The following is a 22,242-nucleotide window of genomic DNA, read 5'->3' on the forward strand; positions in this document are numbered from 1 at the left end:
ATTAAAAAGTAACTTATTTATTGAATTAATTATTAGTAAAATGGTATAATTTATAAATGAAATTCAATAAATTAAAATTGATAAATAAAATACATGAAAATTGATAAATAAAATACATGTACATGATTAAACTAATTAATAAAATAAAACGATTGGAAGGAAAATTATAATGGGATTTTTGGAAAAGTTATTTGGGTCATATAGTGAAAGAGAAGTCAAAAAATTACAAAAACTTGCAGATAAAATAGAAGCCTTAGATCAAACTATGCAAAGCTTATCAGATTATGAGCTTAAAGCTAAAACTGATGAGTTTAAGAAAAGATTAAAAAATGGTGAAACTCTTGATGATATACTACCAGAAGCTTTTGCAGTTTGTAGAGAAGCTGCATGGAGAGTTTTAGGTATGAAACACTATAGAGTTCAACTTATAGGTGGTATGGTTCTTCATCAAGGAAGAATTGCAGAGATGAAAACTGGTGAAGGTAAGACTTTAGTTGCAACATTACCATTATACTTAAATGCATTAACAGGAGAAGGAGTACATCTAGTAACAGTTAATGATTACTTAGCAACAAGAGACGTTGAATGGATGGGTAAGTTATACAATTTCCTAGGATTAAGTACAGGATGTATAGTTCATGGCTTAACATCTGAGCAAAGAAGAGAAGCATATTCTGCAGATATAACATATGGAACTAATAATGAGTTTGGTTTTGATTACTTAAGAGATAATATGGTAATTTACAAAGAGGAAAAAGTTCAAAGAAAATTGAACTTTGCAGTTGTGGATGAAGTTGACTCAATACTTATTGATGAAGCTAGAACACCACTTATTATTTCAGGAGCTGGAGAAAAGTCAACTAAATTCTATAATGTTGCAGATAATTTTGTTAAACAATTATTAGCTGAAGCAGATTATACAATTGACGAAAAAGCTAATTCAGTAATGTTAACTGATGCAGGGGTGGAAAAAGCTGAAAGAGCATTTGGGATAGATAACTATGCCGATGCAGATCATTTAGAATTACAACACTATATAACTCAAGCGTTAAAAGCTAATTACGGAATGAAAATAGATAAGGACTATATGGTGAAGGATGGTCAAGTAATAATAGTTGACGAATTTACAGGTAGACTTATGGAAGGTAGAAGATATTCAGATGGACTTCATCAAGCTATTGAAGCTAAAGAAGGAGTTAAAATAGAAAGAGAATCAAAAACTCTTGCTACAATAACATTCCAAAACTATTTTAGAATGTATAATAAGTTATCTGGTATGACAGGTACAGCATTAACAGAGGAAAATGAATTTAGAGAAATCTATGCATTAGATGTAATAGTTGTTCCAACAAATAGACCAATCGCTAGAGTAGATAAGAGTGATTTAATCTATAAAAACACAAAAGGAAAGTATAATGCTATTATAGAAGAGATAATAGAATCTAATAAGAAAGGTCAACCAGTTCTAGTTGGTACAGTAAGTATAGAAAAATCAGAGTACTTATCTTCTTTACTAAAGAAAAGAGGAGTTAAGCATAAAGTACTTAATGCTAAATACCATGAACAAGAAGCAGAAATAATTTCTCATGCTGGTGAATTAGGTAGTGTTACTATTGCTACTAATATGGCAGGTAGAGGAACAGATATTAAGCTTGGAGAAGGTGTTAAAGAAGTTGGCGGACTTAAGATAATAGGTACAGAAAGACATGAATCAAGAAGAATAGATAACCAGTTAAGAGGTAGATCAGGTCGTCAAGGAGATTCAGGGGAATCAGTATTCTATATTTCTTTGGAAGATGATTTAATGAGAATATTTGGATCAGAAAAGATTCAAGGATTAATGGATAAATTAGGACTAGAAGAAGATGAAGCTATTGATCATAAGATGGTAAGTAAAGCAATAGAAAATGCACAAAAGAAGGTTGAAGGTAATAACTTTGACATAAGAAAGAACCTTATCGGTTATGATGATGTTATGAATATGCAAAGAGAAGTTATTTACAAACAAAGATCTGAAGTTTTAGAAGGAAAAGACTTGAGAGAACAAATTAATGTAATGGTAAGTGAAATAGTATCCGATGCAGTTAAAGCTCATTTAGATGGTGTAAATGAAAACATTGAAGAAGAAATAGGAAGGTTAATTCAATACTTAGAAGATATATGCTTACCTCATGGAGCAGTTAAGACTGAGGAGTTAGTAGAATTATCTAATGATGAAATAATTAATAAATTATTAGATATATTAATGAAAGTTTACCATGAAAAAGAAGAAGAGTTTGGTGAAGAGCACTTTAGAGAAGTTGAAAGAGTAATACTTCTTAGAGTAGTAGACCAAAAGTGGATGGATCATATAGATAATATGGATCACTTAAAACAAGGGATAGGACTTAGAGCATATAAGCAATTAGATCCAATACAAGCATACCAAATGGAAGGTAGTGCTATGTTTGAAGAAATGATTAATGGAATAAAGATAGATACAGTTAAATTCTTATTCCATATCCAAGTTCAAAAAACTGTTGAAAGAGAAAGAGTAGCAGAAGAAACATCAGCAAGCCATGGTGGGGATGATTCAGATGTAAAGAAGCAACCAGTTAGAAATGAACCTAAAGTAGGTAGAAATGATTTATGTCCATGTGGAAGTGGTAAGAAGTATAAGAACTGCTGTGGAAGAGAAGTATAAAAAAGTGCCCTTTGGGCACTTTTTTAAAGCTATTAAGCTATTTTAGAGAAATAAAAAAAAGATAGGGTGATTATATGATAATTAAGTTAGAATCAGAATTAGCTAAACTTAATGATATAAAGAAAGTTATAAAAGAAATGGGGGCTTCTCTTTGACAAAGAAGCACTGGAAAAGCAATTAAAAGAATTAGAACTTCAAATGCAGGAAAATGGATTCTGGGAAGATATAAAAAGAGCAGAAGAAGTTACAAAGGAAAGTAAAAGAATTAAAGACAAAATAGATAGATATGAATCATTAGTATCAAGAATTGAAGATGTCGAGATACTAGCAGAATTAATAGATGAAGATGATGAAGAATCTATAGATGAAGTTATAAGAGAGATAAGGTATATAGAAAAAGATGTAGAAGGTTATAGGATAGAATTACTTTTATCAGGAGAGTATGATAGAAACGATGCTATATTAACACTACATGCTGGAGTAGGTGGAAGTGATGCAAATGATTGGACTGAAATGCTACTTAGAATGTATACAAGATGGTGTGAAAAAAGAGGTTTCAAGGTAGAAACTCTTGATTATTTAGAAGGCGATGAAGCTGGAATAAAGAGTGTAACATTAAAGGTAAAAGGCGAGTTTGCATATGGATATTTAAAAGCCGAAAAGGGAGTTCATAGATTAGTAAGGATATCTCCTTTTAATGCAAATGGTAAAAGACAAACTTCATTTGCATCAGTTGAAGTACTTCCTGAACTAACAAAAGATCAAGATATTGAAATAAGAAGTGAAGATTTAAAGATAGATACTTATAGAGCAAGTGGAGCTGGTGGTCAGCATGTAAATAAGACAGAATCAGCAATAAGAATAACACATTTGCCAACTGGAATAGTTGTACAATGCCAAAGTGAAAGAAGTCAGTTTTCTAATAAAGATACAGCTATGGCAATGCTTAAATCTAAACTTATAGACCTAAAGGAAAGAGCACATAAGGAGAAAATAGAGGATCTAACAGGTGAATTAAAAGATATGGGATGGGGAAGTCAGATAAGATCATATGTTTTCCATCCATATAATATGGTTAAAGATCATAGAACTGGGGAAGAAACAGCTAATTTAAATGCGGTTATGAATGGTGAAATAGATAATTTTATTACTGCATATTTAAAAAATAATAACTAAAAAATTTATTGAAGGTAAAGGGGCTGTATAAAAACGCCCCTTAATTTTTAATATAGAGTTTAAAATAAAAGTAGTTACTTTATAACTTAAATAAGTAACTACTTTTTATAACTTTAAATAAGTAACTACTTTTATTAACTTATTTTCTTCTTTTTTATATAAGATACAAATGGTGCTGAAGCTAAGAAGCCAAATATTATTGCAAATATAAATAGTGAAGTTTTATTATGGAAAAATAAAGTGAGTGTTCCATAACAAGATTCATTTATCTTATCTTCTATGACACTATAAGCACTGTCTATTGCATCAACACTTATATAATCAACAGTATCATTAGGGGTATGAATTTTAGTCATATCACTATGACAAAAGCTTAAAGCATCTATACCTAAGTTGTTAAAGCTAGCATGGTCACTTGAATCTTCGTAAACAACATTAGTATCAACATTATTTTTTTTAGAAATCTTTTCAACAGAATTAAGTAGTTCAGAATCCTTATCTTTATAAGATGCTCCAAGCATTAAAGTAAGAGGATAATTATCACTACCTATCATATCAAAATTAATTACTTCGGCATCTTTAAGCTTTTCAAGATTATTTTCTGCAAAACTCTTAGAGCCGAGAAGTCCAAACTCTTCAGCATTTAAAGCAGCAAAAATTATATCTCTTTTTGGTGTTCCGAAGCTAGTAATGGACCTTTGTAATTCTAATAAAAATGCTGTTCCAGATGCATTATCTAAGGCACCGTAATAAGTGTTTTTTAGACCATCTTGACCTAAGTGATCATAATGAGCAGTTAAAACAAGAGGGGGAAGATCGCTAGAAGATCCTTTTAGAACTCCGACTATATTTACTAGCTCTTTTTCAGAAGTTGAAAATGGTAAATTAACAGAAACCGTTAGTCCAGAACGAACTGAATCTAATATTTTATTATAAGTATCAGTTGTTATTAAAACTATCATATCATAAGGAAAATTACTCATAAATGAACTTCTAAATGAAAAATCATTATTAGGAGCTACATAAAATAAACAATTTCCTTCATCAGTTACAACTTCAATTGAAGTTGTATAAATATTTACCTTATCATCTTCAGAAAAGCTTAAACTATTGATCTTAAAATTAAGCATATCCTCTTTGTAGTCAACGCCATACTTTAAAGTTTCAACAACTTCGTCATCTAATGATATTTTAAGATATGGAGAGCTATTATTATTTATTGGACATAGTGTTTTAAAGCTCTCTTTATAATTTTCATTAAGTGGAACCAATTTATTATCCTCAAAGTTTTTTCTTATTATTTCTCCTACAAGTAAATTACCGTTACTACCAGCTAGTCTACCACCATAAGTTTCAGAAGAAAATATCGCAATATTTTCTTTTACATTATTAGCATTGAAAGGCGAATATGTAAAATTAAAAAATATAGAAATAGATAATAATACTATGCTAGTAATTAGTGATACAGAATAAAACAATTTTTTTTTCATAAAATATACCTCAAATAATAGTTATACTTAATACTATTACTTGAGGTATGAGATTATGAAAAAATAAGTGTAGTCATTTATGCCTTTTTATAAACTAATTCTATAAATCCATAGATTAGTGAGAAAAGAATGCATATATAAATAAAGATATTTATTTGGTTTGTAACTATTGAAAAAACACCACCAACTATTGATGAAAATAATATTATGCAGTTTATAAATTTAGATAATCCAGACTTATTTACTATTATTTCTTTTGTTGAAGAAATAAGTATAAGTATTAATGTTAAGAAATACAAAACATACTTTAAAGTAGTGGAAAACTCTATTACATAATATTCATTTAGTATAATAAAGACTATAAAGAAGATTAGAAGAATACTTATTATTTTATTAATTATCATTATAAATTTATTCATATCATCACCTATTTGTAAAATTTTTACAATTATATTATAATCTTAATTTTACATAATATCAATATTGTAATTAAAGTAAATGTTCCATATTTATTAATATATTTATAAAAATGAATTATATGTTACATAAAAGTATGATATTGTATTATAATATCATTATGTAAAATTTGGAGAAAAATTTTTTATAGCATAGGAGGACTTTATGGTAGATATTGTTGAAAGATTATCATCTGAATTAGGAATAAGTATAACCCAAGTAAATAATGTAATATCACTGCTTGATGATGGAAATACTGTTCCTTTTATTTCAAGATATAGAAAAGAACAAACAGGCGCTTTAAGTGATGAAGTATTAAGAAAATTTCAAGAAAGACTTATATATCTTAGAAATTTAAAAGAAAGAAAAGAAGATGTTTTAAGACTTATAGATGAGCAAGGAAAATTAAATGATGATATAGTAAAGGCCTTGGAAGCTTCAAAGACTTTGACAGAAGTAGAAGACATATATAGACCTTATAAGCAAAAAAAGAGAACAAGAGCAACTATGGCTTTGGAAAGAGGATTAAAGCCACTTGCAGATATTATTTCAAGAGGTGAATTTAATGCTGATTTAAATAGTGAAGCACTTAAATTTATTGATGAAGAAAAGGGTGTTAATAGTAAAGAAGATGCAATTAATGGAGCCTTAGATATAATAGCAGAAGAAATATCTGATGAAGCAAAATATAGAAAGTGGATAAGGGAATTAGTATTCAAGGAAGGGAAGATACAGTCAACAGGTGAAAGCGATGAACATACACCATTCGAGATGTATTACGACTATAGTGAAGAAGTAGCTAAAATACCACCACATAGAATTTTAGCCATAAATAGAGGAGAAAAAGAAAAAGTATTATCAGTAAAAATAGCAGTGAATGAAGAGAAAATAATAAGTTACTTAGAAAATGAAATATTAAAAAATAATAATATTACTGATGAATACTTAAAATTAGCAATAAGAGATTCTCTAAAAAGATTAATATATCCATCTATAGAAAGAGAAGTTAGAAGTGAGCTTACAAATATAGGTGAAGAAGGTGCTATAAAAATATTTAATGAAAATTTAAAGGCATTATTAATGCAACCACCTATAAAGGGCAAAGTAGTTATGGGGTATGATCCAGGATTTAGAACAGGTTGTAAGATAGCAATATTAGATAGTACTGGAAGGTTCCTAGATAAGTCAACAGTATATCCAACTGCTCCACAAAACAAAGTTAAAGAAACTAAAGATATATTAAAGGATTTAATTAATAAGTACGATGTAGAAGTAATTTCATTAGGAAATGGGACTGCTTCAAGAGAATCAGAAGAAGTGGTATCTGAAATAATATCAGAAGTAAAAAAGGAAACAGGAAAAGAAATAGCATATGTTATAGTTTCAGAGGCTGGTGCATCAGTTTATTCAGCTTCAGAGCTTGCTACTAAAGAATATCCAGATTTAGATGTTACAGTAAGAGGAGCAATTTCTATAGGAAGAAGATTACAAGATCCTATGGCTGAGTTAGTTAAGATTGATCCTAAAGCCTTGGGGGTTGGGCAATATCAACATGATGTTACACCGAAAAGACTTGATGAATCATTAAAGGGTGTTGTTGAAGATTCTGTTAATAAGGTTGGAGTAGATTTAAACACTGCAACACCATCATTACTTACTTATGTTGCTGGTATAAATTCAAGCATTGCAAATAATATAGTAATCTATAGAGATGAAGCTGGCGGATTTAAAAATAGAAAAGAGTTGTTAAAGGTAAAAAGACTTGGACAAAAAGCTTATGAGCAATGTGCAGGATTCTTAAGAGTTATGGAAAGTAATGAACCTTTAGATAATACATCAGTTCATCCAGAGTCTTATGATGCAGCAAGAAATTTAATTCAATTATTAGGATATACTAAAGAAGATTTAAAAGAAAATAATCTTAAAGATATAGATGAAAGAGTAAAGGATAAAGGTATATCAAATATTTCTAAGGAGTTAGAAATTGGAGAACTTACTTTGTCAGATATAATAAAAGAACTTAAAAAACCGGGCCGTGATCCAAGAGAGGAAATGCCAAAGCCTATTTTAAAAACTGGAGTAATTGATTTAAAAGATTTATCAGAAGGTATGATACTTATGGGGACAGTAAGAAATGTATCCGACTTTGGAGCTTTTGTTGATATTGGAGTCCATCAAGATGGGCTTGTTCATAAAAGTCAAATGGCTAATAGGTTTGTGAAGCATCCATTAGATGTTGTTAAAGTTGGAGATATAGTAAAGGTTAAAATATTAGAAGTAGATAGTAAGAGAAATAGAATCTCATTATCAATGAAAGACATTACTGAATAATAGTTATAAATTGCGAAGCAATTTATTTTTAATGAAATAATTAAGAAATGAAAGAATGAAAAAATTAAGGTAAAAAATCCTTAAGGATTTTTGAATAAATAGTGCTTTGTACAATTAAATTTAAGTTTTGCAAAGCAAAACCTCCTTAATTCTTTCACTTTTCATTCTTTCATTTTTTCACTATTTTGCTTCGCGAAATAATACAATTGTTAAAAAAGATACTTGCAAAAAGGTATAGTAAGGCATATAATATGAGTGTAAATAAATTATCTTCAGGGCGGGGCGTGATTCCCCACCGGCGGTATAGCCCGCGAGCTAAGTTTTAGCATGATTCGGTGAAACTCCGAGGCCGACAGTATAGTCTGGATGAAAGAAGGTAAGTGGTTAGATATTGCTTGATATTTATTTTAAGCACATCTTATTTCTTATGTATTTTGAGCCCTGATATATTTTAATATATCAGGGATTTTTTATTTATTAATATGTATCTAATTAAGATAAGATGGGTAAATTATTAAAATAAATTGTTAAATTAATGTCATTTTACTGAGATGTAATCTAACCCATTGCCCCAGGGGATAGACTTTTGGGAGGAGAAAGAATGAACAGTCAACAAAACAAAAACCTAAACAAATTTATTAAAATTTCACTTTTAGGTGCAATAGCGGTAGTGCTTATGTACTTTGATTTTCCAATACCATTTCTACCATTTCCATGGCTTAAAATTGACTTAAGTGATATTCCAGCACTTATGGGAGCATTTGCTTTTGGACCTATGGCAGGTATTGTTGTAGAATTGATAAAGAATTTATTAATTTTAATAGTTAAGGGAACATCAACGTATTTTGTTGGAGAACTTGCTAATTTTATAGTAGGGGTCTCTCTGGTAGCTCCAGCAGCATGGGTTTATCATAGAAATAAAAGTAGAAAGAATGCATTACTTGGAATGGCATTAGGAACATTATCAATAGAAATTATAGGAATAATAGCAAATGTTTATTTGTTATTACCTGCATTTGGAATGAATATGGTAAAAGATGAATTAATTCAATATGTTACTATAGGATTATTACCTTTTAATGGGATAAAATCTGTATTAGTATGTGGAATAACATACGTACTATATAAAAGAGTTTCTTTATCTATCTTTAAAGTAGATTCAAATTTTGATAATTCTAGAAAAAGTAAATTAAATTCAATATAAATAATAAAGCTAACTATTAAAAATTTAATAGTTAGCTTTATTTAATATTATCTGTCTTTTTTAAGTATTTATATTGATACATTTTATTATCAATATAATTAAAAAAATCATATATGTTATCAAAGTCATCAGAATAAATACAATATGCAAAACTAAATTTAATGGTATATTTACTGTGAGAATTATGAGATTCTATTATAGAATTTAATAATTCTAAGTCACTTTCAATTTCTTTGGGACAAGTGTTTTCTATAATAACTAAAAATTCATCTCCACCCATTCTAATAATTTTTGATTTTTTTCCAAAGGATTTATTTAATATAAGGACAAAATCTTTAAGAACCTCATCACCAGCCTGGTGACCATAGGTATCATTTATATATTTAAATTCATCTAGATCTATGTTTATTGCACCTAGCCTAGATAAATTGATATTAAGTTTATTTAGTTTGGAAATAAAGTTATTAAAATAATTTCTGTTGAAAGCTTCAGTTAAAGAGTCAGTTTCCAATAGTTCTTGTTGTACTAAAATATAAGTAAATACAAAAATAGTTGCGATACTATTCCAAAATAATAAGTATTGAGGAATTAATGATTGTATTACTAATGTCAAAATAGGGAAAATATAAAGTATGTGTAAAAATTTATATATATCCTTAGAAAGGTTATGTCTTTCTTTTAGTAAAATTAAATAACTATTTATATAATATAATGTGCAAGTTAATAATGGAATTATAAAAAAGCTTTCACGATGATATAAATTTGAACTATTAATTGAAAAAATTATATTATACTTTAAATTCAAAATAAGTATTGTAGTATTTATGATTAAGGGTATTTCAAAATAGCTTATTTTTATCTTAAAATTAATAATTTTTTTGCTAATCCATATTGATAAATATTTGTTCCACATATATATAGGAAGTGGTGAAGCTATAAGTAACAATGTATTAACTAATTTATTGATATATATAAATTTATAATTTAATATATTAATATTTATAAAGACTTTTAGAATTTCTAAAATTAATATAAAAGAAGTTAGAGTACATATATTTATGAATAGTTTATTGGACATTTTTTTCATATCAAGCTTTACATAACTGTGAAAAATGAGCATAAATAATGTGAAAAGGCTCATTATATTAACTTGAGTTTGTATAATCTTATCCATTTTTCTTCCTTCCATGATGTATATATAATATATTATTTATATTATATGTATGAAGTGTGTTATATATTGATAAAATTGTTTTGAGATTTAATGCCATATAAAACTGGTTGCAACAGTTGATAAATATGATATAATGTAAATCAGTTGTATATTAATATAGTATGAAATTAGATAAAATATAACGTTGTATTCATAACCAAAAAATATAAAAATTTATTCTTAAAATGAAAAGAGAATATGATTTCTTTAAAGGAATTAGCTCAACTTTAAATTTTATATGGGCAGTTTCTTTTTTTATGTAATTATATAATATGATTATATTAATAAAATAAATTTTGTTTGAAAAAAATAGAAAGAGGTGATTAAATGGGAACACAAGAATTACTTGCAAAAGAGTCAATAGGAAAATTATTATTAAAATATTCTGTACCAGCTATAATAGGAATGATTGTAAATGCTTTGTATAATGTAGTTGATAGAATTTTTATAGGAAATATACCAGGGGTAGGATCGTTAGCTATTACTGGTGTTGGTGTAACAATGCCTATTACAACTATCATACTTGGATTTGCCATGCTTGTCGGAGTAGGAGCTACAACAACTATATCAATAAAGCTTGGGCAAGGAAGGAAAGAAGAAGCAGCTAAAGTAATTGGAAATGCAATATCATTAGCAGTTATTTTATCTCTTATACTTACAATTGTTGGATTAGTTTTTGGAGATGTAATCTTAACAAAATTTGGTGCTAGTGATGAAACTTTATATTATGCTAAAGCTTACATATATATAATTTTATTAGGAACAGTATTTAATATGGTAGCATTTGCTTTAAATAATACTATAAGAGGAGATGGAAATCCTAAATTAGCAGCAACTATTATGGTAATTGGATGCGTAACTAATATAATTTTAGATGCAGTATTTATATTTATATTTAATATGGGGATACAAGGTGCAGCAATAGCTACAGTTATATCTCAACTTGTAACAGCAGTTATAGGGCTAGGGTACTATATTAGTGGAAAGTCTAATTTGAAATTTGTTAAATCAAGTTTAAAGTTAGATAAGCAAATAACTTTAAAGATATTATCAATTGGAGCTGCACCATTTGCTATGCAAATAGCAGCAAGTTTAGTTCAAGTTATATCTAATAATGTTTTAAAGGAATATGGAACTGATTTAGCAATAGGTGCTATGGCAACTATATCATCTGTAAGTTTAATGTGCTTAATGCCTATCTTTGGAATAAACCAAGGAGCACAACCTATAATAGGATTTAATTATGGTGCAAAACAAGAAGAAAGAGCTCAAAAGGCATTTAAACTTTCAGCGATAGTGGCTACAATAATATTAGTGATTGCATTTATTGCAGTTCAAGTATTCCCAGAAGCTATAATAGGAGTATTCAACAAAGATCCTCAGTTTATGGACATATCAGTTAAAGGAATGAGAATATATCTACTTATGCTTCCGATAGTGGGAATATCAATAACTGGTTCAAATTATATACAATCTATAGGAGAAGCTAAAACTGCAATGTTTTTGAGTTTACTTAGACAAGTAATTTTATTAGTTCCTTTTATAATAATTCTTCCAAGAACTTTTGGATTAGGATTAGATGGAGTATGGATTGCTCAGCCAGTAAGTGATGTATTAACAACTGCAGTAACGATTTTTATATTAGTAAAAAGTATGAAAGTTAAAGAAAAAGTAGAAGTTGAAGAGGAATTGCTTAAAGAAGCAAATTAATAAGAAACAGGTATAAACTTTAAAGTTTATACCTGTTTCTTATTATAAAAGTAAGTCATTAAAAGTGCATCTTCTTTATTATCTTCATAATATCCTTTTCTAAGACCATTTTCTATAAAAGAAAATTTCTTGTATAGATTTTGAGCAGAAGTGTTTGAAACCCTAACTTCTAAGTTTATTAATGAACAATTTAAATCTTCACAAAGAACTATTAAAGAAGAAAGTAGTTTACTTCCAATTCCAAGATTTCGATAGTTTGGATGAACAGCTATGTTCGTTATATCAGCTTCACCGACAACTATCCAAGCGCCAACAAATCCAACTATTGAGTTTGATTCTAGATCTTTAGCAATTATATACTTTGCCAAAGGATTATTTAGTTCACCAGTAATAGAGCTTTTGCTCCAAGGTGTAGAAAAGCATAAATTTGTAATAGCTAATACACCGTTAACATCATCTTCATTCATCAAGTTATAGCTTATTTTCATTTTCTAATGCTAGCCTTTTTTCTAATTCTCTCTGTGCTTGAGGTTTTTTTAGATAAAAAGGAGAAGAATTTAATTCATCAGACACATTATCTAATAATAATTTTACCCCTAAATCTCCTAATGATGATGCTCTTATTATACTAAGATGATTAGGTGCAAAGTAGACATTAGGAAGATTAGTTGATAGATATTCCTTATGCTTAATTAATCCATCTCCAGTAAATATGACTTTTTCACCTTTTTCCTTTAAAACTTCTATTAATTCATCTAGATCAAGTGCTGAATAATCTGTTAATTTTTCCAAGTTACCATTATTATTTTTATATAGACATGTATAAACGCTGTCTCTTAAAGCATCCATTATAGGACAAATGATACCATCAAAACTTATAAGAGAGTATGCAAGGGCATCTAAACTTGAAATGCTAATATAGGGCTTGTTTGAACCAAAGCTTAACCCCTTAATTGTAGCCATACCTATTCTGAGTCCAGTAAATGATCCAGGACCTTTTGATACTACAAATCCATCTATATCATCAATTGATAAATTAGAATCTTTTAATAACTTATCTACCATGTCCATTATTAAAGTAGAGTGTTCCATTTTATTATTTAATGTATATTCTGCTATTAAGTTATTTTCATCTAAAAGAGCAGCTGTTGCTACTTTAGAGGCTGAATCTATACTTAAAATTCTCATAAGACTAACTCCTTTATATAATTATATCTTTCTCCATATGGAGTAATAGAAATTTTTCTGAAGTTTTCACCTCTTGATAAGTCCTTTTCAATCAATATATGTAAGTAATCTTTAGGTAAAATTTCTTCTATGTAATTTGCCCATTCAATTATAGAAACACCATCAGAAAATATATAATCATCAAACCCTATTGTATAAATTTCATCAGGATCGCTAACTCTATAAACATCGAAGTGGTATAACTTTAGTCTTCCTGAATCATATTCATTTACAATAGTAAATGTTGGACTAGTTATATGATCATCAATATCTAAACCTTTAGCTATTCCTTTAGTTATATGAGTTTTTCCTGTTCCTAAATCACCAGTTAAGCAGATTATATCGCCAGGGTTTATTAATTTACCTATAGAAAAACCTATTTTTGTTGTTTCTTCTATATCATTAACATAAAAATGCATAAGTAGACTCCTTTCTAAATATTCTATATTAATATATTCTATCCAAAATACGAAAAAAAAGAAAGGTAAAATAATATACATAATATGGAATTGTAGGTGAGTATATAGTAAAATATTAATATAATTGGAATTGTAATTAAGATGTAATAGAATTGTAATTTTTATTTATCAGTGATAAGATATTATGAAAGTATATAAGTTGTAATAAAGATTTGATTTTAAAAAACTATAAATATATTGACGGAAGTTAAATAAAGTTAGAATTTTAGCAACGTATATAAAAAATTAAATAATATATGATTTGATTTTGATATTTTAAGGAAATAGATATATCAATTGAAACATATATATAATTATTTATTTCCTGGAGGAAAGGTTTATGAAGAAGTTAACATATGCTTTAGTTATTTTTACTTCTATTTTATTTTTGGGACTGACATTTTCCTATAATCCATTAATGGCTAACCCTACTGATGAATTTGATGAGGAAAAGGAGACTTTTTTAAATATATTAACAGTTAACAAAGAGCAATATAAGATGACTAAAGCATTAGTTGGAAATAAACATAACGTTGAATATTTGTTTAGTAATGAAAGTGATATGGAATCTTTTGAGGTTAGTGATAATGTTAAAAGTAACATATTAAATATGGATTTATTTATATATAATGGATTAGGATATGAAACTTGGATAAGTGATGTAATAGATAGTGCAAAAAATTCAAGTATAGGTATTATAAATATGAGTAGAGGTATAAGATCAATTACTAGAGAGTTATCTGATGAAAATAAAGAAAATCCTTATTATTTATTAGGATTTAATGAGTACAAGATTGCTTTATATAATATAAAGACCGTATTACAAGAAAGAGATATTATTAATAGAAATTATTATGAAGAAAATTATAATACTATTATTCAGGACTTAGATGAATTTTTAACTAATTCAAAGGAAGAATTAAAAAAACATAAGGATTATTTAATTGTTACAGATAGTGATAAGTTTGATTATTTATTTAAGGATCTTGGAATCCAAGTAAAAAAGATAAAGAATAATGAAGAGATTAAAAATATTGCTAATGAAAATAAGAATTCTAAGATTATATTTATTCATGATAATAAATTAGGAAACTTAGACGATTTAAAAAATAAAATTGCAATAAGTTGTGATTATATAGAATTGAATACTGAAGGTGACAATAATATACTAAAAGATAATGTTACTAAGATAATTGATGGTATAAAAAATAAAAACTAACATTAATGGTTGATTTTTATGTATACATAAGATATAATAATTATTGTTGCAAAGGGGTATAGCTCAATTGGTAGAGTAGCGGTCTCCAAAACCGTTGGTTGTGGGTTCGATTCCTACTGCCCCTGCCAAATAAATCGATAATGATAATTATCGATTTATTTTTTTGTAAAAGAAGATTTATTATTATAAATTTAAAAATATAAGTAAATAAGAATGATATTTTTTAAAATAAAAAATAATTAATAATCTAAATAATATATTGAATAATTGAAAGTTAAGTAAATTATTTTATTGACAAGTGTTAAAATGTCATGATAGAATAAGTTTTGTTGAAGGGGTATAGCTCAATTGGTAGAGTAGCGGTCTCCAAAACCGTTGGTTGTGGGTTCGATTCCTACTGCCCCTGCCAAATAAGAGAGTGTAGATATTACACTCTCTTATTTATTTTGTGAAAAATTACAAGTAACTACATTAATGTACTATAAATTTATATAAATAGATGATAAATCTGATATAATATAGTTACTTAATTGTAAGAATTTTTAAACTTTTACGAGGGGTTAAGATGAGAAAAAAGCTATATAAAGTTATATTTATGATTATAGTAAGTATTATTTTTATAATAAATATGAGCGTAAATAATGCATTTGCGATAACAAATGATGATAAAAATATAAATTTTAAAAGAATAACAGTAGAAGATGGATTATCACAAACATCAGTAGAGTATTTATTTCAAGATAGTAAAGGATATATGTGGATTGGAACAATAGATGGATTAAATAGATACAATGGAAGTAGATTTGAAGTATTTAGATATAGTAAAGATAAGCCTAATAGTATAAGTGGTAATTATATTTCTGCAATAACTGAAGATGATGAAGGAAACATATGGGTTGGTACATCTAGAGGATTAAATAGAATAAATACACATACAAGTGAAATAACAACATATTTACCAGGAATAAATGGATGTAATTTATCCAATTACAATATAACAGAAATATTAATAGATTCAAAAGGCGATATATATATAGCTACAGAAGACGGATTAAATTTATATAATGAAGAAGATGATAATTTTATAAGATTATATAATTCAGGGGATAAAAAAAATTCATTAAGCAGTCAATTTGTATATTCTATTGTGGAAGATAATTATGGTAACTATTGGATTGGAACTGATAATGGTTTAAATAAAATAGAAAATAATTCACAGAAAATAATTAAATATTATTCTGATGGAGGAGATAACTCTATTAATGATAACTTCATATTTAAGCTATATGCTGATAATTTAGATAATCTCTGGATTGGTACATATAATGGAGGATTGAATAAACTTGACTTAAAAACTAATAAAATAGAAAAGTTTGAAAATGATCCTAATGACGACACTTCCATAGCAGGAAATTTTATAAGATACATATTAAGAGATAGTAGAAATGAGTTATGGATTGCAACTAATAATGGATTAAGCAGATTGAATGAAGAAGAAAATAAATTTATTAACTATAAATCTAAAATATATGACCCACAAAGTATAGTTAGTAATAATGTATTAAGTTTATTTGAAGATAAATCAGGAGCAATTTGGGTTGGAACTTATGATGGGATAAGTTTATTTAACCCTCAAAATTCATTTAAGAATTATAAAAATGATCCTTTCAATACGAATTCATTAAGTGAAAATATGATGGCTGGAATATATGAAGATGATGAAGGCCTTTTATGGGTTGGAACAGTGAATGAAGGATTAAATTTAATAGATAGAAAAAGCGGAAATATAACTAAATTCAAAAGCTCAGATGATGAAGATTCTTTAAGCAATAACCATATAAGAGATATAGTTGGAATACAAAATGAAATTTGGATAGCAACAGAATTTGGATTAAATAAGTATGATAAATTAACAAAAAAATTTACTAGATATTATAATGAAGATAATAAAAATAGTTTATTATACAATGATGTTAGAACATTATATATTGATAATGAAGGTATTTTATGGATAGGAACTAGGGATGGATTATGTACCTTTGATAGAAAAAATACATTTAAATCATATGAGGACATTTTTATTAAAAATGGAATAACTGAAAATGTGTTTTCGGATATAATTCAAGATAAGGATGGAATTATATGGATAGCTTCGGCGTTAGATGGTGGATTAATTAGATTAAATAAAAATACAAATGAGATAAAAAGCTATAGAAATAATGAAGAAGATAGATATAGTATAAGCTTTAATGCATTAAAAACTATAGCAATAGATAGTAAAAATAATATTTGGATAGGAAGCCAATTCGGGTTAAATAAATTCGATAGAAGTACTGAAAAGTTTCATAGGTATACAGAAGATTCAGGTTTATCAAATAATTTTATATATGGTATTTTAATTGATAATGATGATAATCCATGGATGAGTACAAATTATGGAATATCAAAATTTGATATAAAAAATGATAAATTTGTTGATTATAATGTTACAGATGGACTGCAAAGCAATGAGTTTAATGGTTATTCATATTTTAAAAGTAAGAGTGGAGAAATGTTTTTTGGGGGAATTAATGGGCTTACTTATTTTTATCCAAACCAATTAGAAGAAAAAAAGTTTTCTCCTAATGTAGTGATTGATAGTATATATAGTGGAGAAAAAGAAATTTTAGATATATCCAATATAAAAATTGGTTATAAAAATAGTAATATACAATTTAATTTTTTTATGCCTGATTATAGAAATGTAAGCAAAATTCAATATGCATATAAATTAGATGGATTAGATGAAAATTGGATTTTTTCTGATGATAGAAATTATGTAAGTTATACAAATTTGGAGTCAGGAGTATATAAATTTCAAGTAGTTGCAAGAAACTCAAGTGGCGATTGGAGTAAAGTTACTACAGTATCCTTTAAGGTTGGAATGAAACCTTGGCAAACACCATTAGCTTATGTAATGTATGCTTTAATAGTTTCTTTAGTGCTTTACATAATATGGAATAGGGTTAAAATATTAGATAGCTTAGTTGAACAAAGAACTCATGAGTTAAATAGTAAGCTTAAAGAAAATAAAGAGTTATATGATAAGCTAATAAAAAATGAAAAATACAAGAATAATTATTTTGTTAATTTATCTCATGAACTTAGAACTCCACTGAATGTTATTATATCGACTCAGCAATTAATAACTAAATTAAATGAAGAAGATAAGGATATACCTAAAGAAAAAATTTTATATTATATGAGTACTTTGAGAAGGAATTCTGATAGATTATTGAAGCTAATAAATAATATTATAGATACATCGAAAATTGAGTCCGGATCATATAAATTAATAATAGAAAAACATGATATTGTTTATTTAGTAGAGGAAATTGTTTTATCTATGAAGGATTTTATCGAAGCAAATGGGATAGAACTAGTAATTGATCCAGATGTAGAAGAGAAAATAATAGAATGTGATGGTAGTGAAATAGAAAAGTGTATTGTAAATCTAGTTGGAAATGCAGTTAAGTTTACACCAAGGGGTGGAAAAATAGAAGTAAGAATAGTAGATTTAAACAATAAGGTAAAAATATCAGTTAAAGATTCTGGAATTGGAATAGAAAAAAAATATCATGACGCTATATTTGATAGATTTGGGCAAGCATATAATGATGTATCAGAAGAGCACGGAGGAAGTGGTCTAGGATTAACAGTAACAAAGCAGCTGGTTACATTACATAATGGGAGAATATTTGTTAAAAGTGAACCTGGGCATGGTAGTGAATTTGTAATAATATTGCCAGTTAAATATACTATGTAAAATACAGTAATTTATATATAAAAGATTGAATAAATTATATATGAATAAGTCCGTATAACTCTAATAATATGCGCTTGACAGTAGTTGTTTACAATGATATTATATTAAATAAATAAGTATGTGGATTGTAACTGCAAAGCAGGCAATACCTAAATTAAGATAAAACATTATCTTAATTTAGGTATTTTATTTTCCAAGCGTTAGGAGAATGAAGGTAATATGATTGTAGAAAAAATATTAAACAATAATGTTGTTGTTTCAATAGATCCAAAGACTAAAAAAGAAGTTATTCTTATGGGACCTGGAATCGCCTTCAAGAGGAAAGTAGGGCAAGAAATAGAAGAAGATAAGATAGAAAAAATATTTGTAGTAGATGATAAGCGAATGGGTAATAAACTTAAAAAGCTTATAAATCAAATACCTGATGGGATATTTGAATTATCGCATGAGATTATATCCTATGCAGATAAACAATTAAATAGAAAATTAGATAAACAAATATATATTTCTCTATCTGATCACATTGCTTTTGCAATTAAGAGATATAAAAATAAGGTGAAAATTAGAAATGACTTATTAGATGAAATAAGAAGAATACATAAAGAAGAATATAAAATAGCACTGTGGGCTGTAGATTATATAAATAATAGATTAAAAATAGATTTACCTGAGGACGAAGCTGGGTTTATTGCGCTACATCTTGTTAATGCAAGTTATCAAGAAACAGCAAAAGAATCAGTACTTGCAACTAACATAATTAAAGGTGTTTTAAATATAGTTAGGTATTACTACTCAGTTGAATTTAATGAAGAGGATTTAAATTATGATAGATTATTAACTCATCTTAAATATTTTGCAAAGAGAGTAATAACTAACAATCAAAATGATGATAATAGTAGTGAATTTTTAGAAATAGCATCAAGAAGTTATCCAGAAGCTTATGATTGTGCTAAAAAGATACAACAATATATAGAAAGTAATTATGATTATAAAGTAAATGAAGATGAAATAGTATATTTAACTATGCATATACACAGGGTCATCTCTGTATTAAGAAGTAATCATTAGTATGTTTATTAAGACTTAAGCCGAAGAATTTAGTGCTTAAGTCTTTGCTTTAATATGAGATTAATTAGGAGGGAAAATGAATACTATATTTCTAAAAAAATATTTTGGAGTTCTTCAGAGGGTAGGTAAATCATTAATGTTACCAGTTGCCTTATTGCCAGCAGCTGGACTTTTAATGGGAATTGGAACATTGCTGCAAAATCCCAATATAATAAATAATATTCCAATGTTATCAGGTGAAACTTTTCAGCTAATGGCTAATATAATGTCATCTTCAGGTGATATTGTATTTTCTAATTTACCACTAATATTTGCAGTAGGAGTTGCTATAGGTATGAGCAATGGAGATGGTGTTGCAGCCTTAGCAGCTATAGTATCTTTTTTAATAATGAATATGACTATTGGAATAACAGCTAGAGTTGATTTGCTGCAAGTTGATACTAATCCAATGTATGATATGGTACTTGGAATTCCTACTCTCCAAACAGGAGTATTTGGTGGCATATTAATTGGGATGGTTTCTGCCATTATATACCAAAAATTTTATACTATAAAGTTGCCAGAATTCCTAGGATTTTTTTCAGGAAAAAGATTTGTACCTATAGTAGCTGCAATAGCAGGGGTATTGATAGGGATAATAATGGTAGTAATTTGGCCTCCAATACAAAATTTTCTATTGGCTTTTTCAAGGAGTATGATAGGAACTAATCAAACTGTTTCGGCTTTAATTTTTGGGATTGTGGAAAGAGCATTAATACCTTTTGGATTACATCACATATGGTATAATCCATTTTGGTATCAGTTTGGGGAATATACTAATTTAGCTGGACAATTAGTGGTTGGAGATCAGGCAATATTTTTTGCTCAATTAAAGGATGGGGTAGAGTTTACTGCAGGAACATTTATGACTGGAAAATTCCCATTTATGATGTTTGGACTACCAGCAGCTGCTTTAGCAATGTATCATGAAGCAGATAGTGATAAGAAAAAATTAGTAGCAGGTATATTATTTTCTGGTGCATTAACATCTTTCTTGACAGGAATAACTGAGCCTATTGAATTTATGTTTTTATTTGTTGCTCCAGTTTTATTTGGGGTACACTGTATATTTGCTGGTTTATCATTTATGATAATGCAAATACTAAATGTTAAGGTTGGTTTGACATTTTCAGGTGGACTTATAGATTTTATATTATTTGGTGTTCTTCCTAATAGAACAAAATGGTGGTGGATAATAATAGTTGGAATAATATTTGCAGCTATTTATTATATAGGTTTTAGATACATAATAAGAAAGTTAGATTTAAAGACGCCTGGAAGAGAAAGAGAAGAAAGTGAAATTGATATAGATATTACTGATGGGGATTTAGCTTATAATGTACTAGATGCTTTCGGAGGATTAAAAAATATAAAATACTTAGATGCTTGCATAACTAGAGTTAGGGTTACAGTAAAAAATATAAGTTTGGTAAACAGAAGTAAACTTAAGTCATTAGGTTCAGCAGATTTAATGATAATTGGAGATAATATTCAAGCTATATTTGGTCCTAAGTCTGACATGCTTAAGGAGCAAATGAAAGATATAATAGATGGAAAAGAAGTAAAAGTTAAAAAGAAAAAAAATATAGAGAAAATAGAAAAAGGATTGAAAATAGAAAGTTCGATTATGATGCCTGTTACTGGAAAACTTTTAAGTTTAGAAGAGGTTCCAGATCCTATATTTTCAATGAAGCTTATAGGAGATGGGTTTGCAATAGATCCTAAAAAGAATATTTTAATATCTCCAATAAAAGGAATGATATTAACAATTTCAAAAACATCCCACTCTATAACAATTAGGGGGCTAGATGGGTTTGATATATTCATTCATATAGGCATAGATAGTATTAATTTAAATGGAAATGGGTTTAAAGCTTTTGTACAAGAAGGAGATATAGTTAAAGAAGGAGATTTGTTAATAGAATTTCCTTTAGATGAAATAAGAGAAAAGTTAAAATCACCAATGATACCTGTTATATTTAAAGGTCTGTCTAAGGAGAAATTTATATATTTTAATAACGATATAGATGTTAAGTCCGGAGATATTAACAAAGTTGAAATACATGAAAAATTAAATAATTAAAATTTTAGGAGCAATCTTTATAGTTAAAAGATTGTTCCTTTTTCTAAAAAGAATAATATATTGTTAAATGAGCAATATTA

The 22,242-nt window shown here is 27.5% G+C and carries 15 protein-coding genes, 2 tRNA genes and 1 riboswitch; of the genes, 12 read left to right on the plus strand and 5 right to left on the minus strand.

What is annotated here, in order from left to right; all coding sequences use genetic code 11:
- The first annotated feature begins 169 nt into the window (after positions 1-169).
- Both secA and prfB read left to right on the plus strand, forming a co-directional pair.
- Positions 170-2,683 (plus strand): preprotein translocase subunit SecA, encoded by a 2,514-nt coding sequence (gene secA / locus J2Z25_RS15910; protein WP_008676639.1) that lies wholly within the window; start codon positions 170-172, stop codon positions 2,681-2,683.
- Positions 2,684-2,757: 74 nt separating this feature from the next.
- Positions 2,758-3,859 (plus strand): peptide chain release factor 2 gene (gene prfB, locus J2Z25_RS15915; protein ID WP_209741269.1). Its coding sequence is split into 2 segments (ribosomal slippage): positions 2,758-2,835 and positions 2,837-3,859, totalling 1,101 coding nucleotides; the frame shifts between segments, so codons are not numbered across the junction.
- A 134-nt stretch (positions 3,860-3,993) separates the two neighbouring features.
- On the opposite strand, the gene J2Z25_RS15920 is transcribed toward prfB, so the two are convergent.
- On the minus strand, positions 3,994-5,349 hold the full coding sequence (locus tag J2Z25_RS15920) for a M28 family metallopeptidase (protein ID WP_209741270.1): 1,356 nt from the start codon (positions 5,347-5,349) through the stop codon (positions 3,994-3,996).
- A gap of 207 nt (positions 5,350-5,556) precedes the next feature.
- On the opposite strand from J2Z25_RS15920, the gene J2Z25_RS18850 reads away from it, so the two are divergent.
- The 3 genes from J2Z25_RS18850 (at position 5,557) to J2Z25_RS15930 (ending at position 9,340) form a co-directional block, all read left to right on the plus strand.
- Complete coding sequence (locus J2Z25_RS18850) at positions 5,557-5,685, plus strand: hypothetical protein (RefSeq protein ID WP_268875675.1); 129 nt, start codon at positions 5,557-5,559, stop codon at positions 5,683-5,685.
- Positions 5,686-5,970: 285 nt separating this feature from the next.
- Positions 5,971-8,136: a Tex family protein gene (locus J2Z25_RS15925; RefSeq protein WP_209741271.1), complete on the plus strand. Its 2,166-nt coding sequence runs from the start codon at positions 5,971-5,973 to the stop codon at positions 8,134-8,136.
- A 264-nt stretch (positions 8,137-8,400) separates the two neighbouring features.
- A riboswitch (FMN riboswitch) is annotated at positions 8,401-8,518 on the plus strand.
- A gap of 219 nt (positions 8,519-8,737) precedes the next feature.
- Positions 8,738-9,340, plus strand: a complete 603-nt coding sequence (locus J2Z25_RS15930; protein ID WP_209741272.1) for an ECF transporter S component — start codon at positions 8,738-8,740, stop codon at positions 9,338-9,340.
- A gap of 37 nt (positions 9,341-9,377) precedes the next feature.
- Here the strand turns inward: J2Z25_RS15930 and J2Z25_RS15935 are convergent, their stop codons facing one another.
- On the minus strand, positions 9,378-9,953 hold the full coding sequence (locus tag J2Z25_RS15935) for a GGDEF domain-containing protein (protein ID WP_209741273.1): 576 nt from the start codon (positions 9,951-9,953) through the stop codon (positions 9,378-9,380).
- A 927-nt stretch (positions 9,954-10,880) separates the two neighbouring features.
- On the opposite strand from J2Z25_RS15935, the gene J2Z25_RS15940 reads away from it, so the two are divergent.
- Positions 10,881-12,263: an MATE family efflux transporter gene (locus J2Z25_RS15940; protein WP_209741274.1), complete on the plus strand. Its 1,383-nt coding sequence runs from the start codon at positions 10,881-10,883 to the stop codon at positions 12,261-12,263.
- Between the two features lie 26 nt (positions 12,264-12,289).
- Here the strand turns inward: J2Z25_RS15940 and rimI are convergent, their stop codons facing one another.
- Genes rimI through tsaE form a run of 3 tightly spaced genes read right to left on the minus strand, consistent with a single transcriptional unit; the run spans position 12,290 to position 13,909 of the window.
- On the minus strand, positions 12,290-12,751 hold the full coding sequence (gene rimI / locus J2Z25_RS15945) for a ribosomal protein S18-alanine N-acetyltransferase (protein ID WP_035284919.1): 462 nt from the start codon (positions 12,749-12,751) through the stop codon (positions 12,290-12,292).
- Positions 12,735-13,451 (minus strand): tRNA (adenosine(37)-N6)-threonylcarbamoyltransferase complex dimerization subunit type 1 TsaB, encoded by a 717-nt coding sequence (tsaB, locus tag J2Z25_RS15950; RefSeq protein WP_209741275.1) that lies wholly within the window; start codon positions 13,449-13,451, stop codon positions 12,735-12,737. The genes rimI and tsaB overlap by 17 nt, the downstream gene beginning before the upstream one ends.
- Positions 13,448-13,909: a tRNA (adenosine(37)-N6)-threonylcarbamoyltransferase complex ATPase subunit type 1 TsaE gene (gene tsaE, locus J2Z25_RS15955; RefSeq protein ID WP_209741276.1), complete on the minus strand. Its 462-nt coding sequence runs from the start codon at positions 13,907-13,909 to the stop codon at positions 13,448-13,450. Before tsaE ends, tsaB begins: the two co-directional genes overlap by 4 nt.
- A 379-nt stretch (positions 13,910-14,288) precedes the next feature.
- On the opposite strand from tsaE, the gene J2Z25_RS15960 reads away from it, so the two are divergent.
- The 6 genes from J2Z25_RS15960 (at position 14,289) to ptsG (ending at position 22,162) form a co-directional block, all read left to right on the plus strand.
- Positions 14,289-15,167, plus strand: a complete 879-nt coding sequence (locus J2Z25_RS15960; RefSeq protein WP_008676652.1) for a metal ABC transporter substrate-binding protein — start codon at positions 14,289-14,291, stop codon at positions 15,165-15,167.
- A 52-nt stretch (positions 15,168-15,219) separates the two neighbouring features.
- Positions 15,220-15,295: transfer RNA gene (locus tag J2Z25_RS15965), tRNA-Trp, on the plus strand.
- 205 nt (positions 15,296-15,500) lie between these two features.
- Positions 15,501-15,576 (plus strand) — tRNA-Trp (locus tag J2Z25_RS15970).
- Positions 15,577-15,732: 156 nt separating this feature from the next.
- Positions 15,733-18,972 carry a ligand-binding sensor domain-containing protein gene (locus J2Z25_RS15975; protein WP_209741277.1) on the plus strand — a complete coding sequence of 1,080 codons (3,240 nt, stop codon included), beginning with the start codon at positions 15,733-15,735 and terminating at the stop codon, positions 18,970-18,972.
- Between the two features lie 219 nt (positions 18,973-19,191).
- Positions 19,192-20,040, plus strand: coding sequence for a BglG family transcription antiterminator LicT (licT, locus tag J2Z25_RS15980; protein WP_008676654.1), 849 nt, complete (start codon positions 19,192-19,194; stop codon positions 20,038-20,040).
- Between the two features lie 76 nt (positions 20,041-20,116).
- Entirely contained in the window at positions 20,117-22,162 is a 2,046-nt protein-coding gene (gene ptsG / locus J2Z25_RS15985; RefSeq protein WP_209741278.1) for a glucose-specific PTS transporter subunit IIBC, read from the plus strand.
- Positions 22,163-22,242: the final 80 nt, after the last annotated feature.

The sequence above is a fragment of the Clostridium tertium genome (genome assembly GCF_017873245.1).
Taxonomy (GTDB): Bacteria; Bacillota; Clostridia; order Clostridiales; family Clostridiaceae; genus Clostridium; species Clostridium tertium.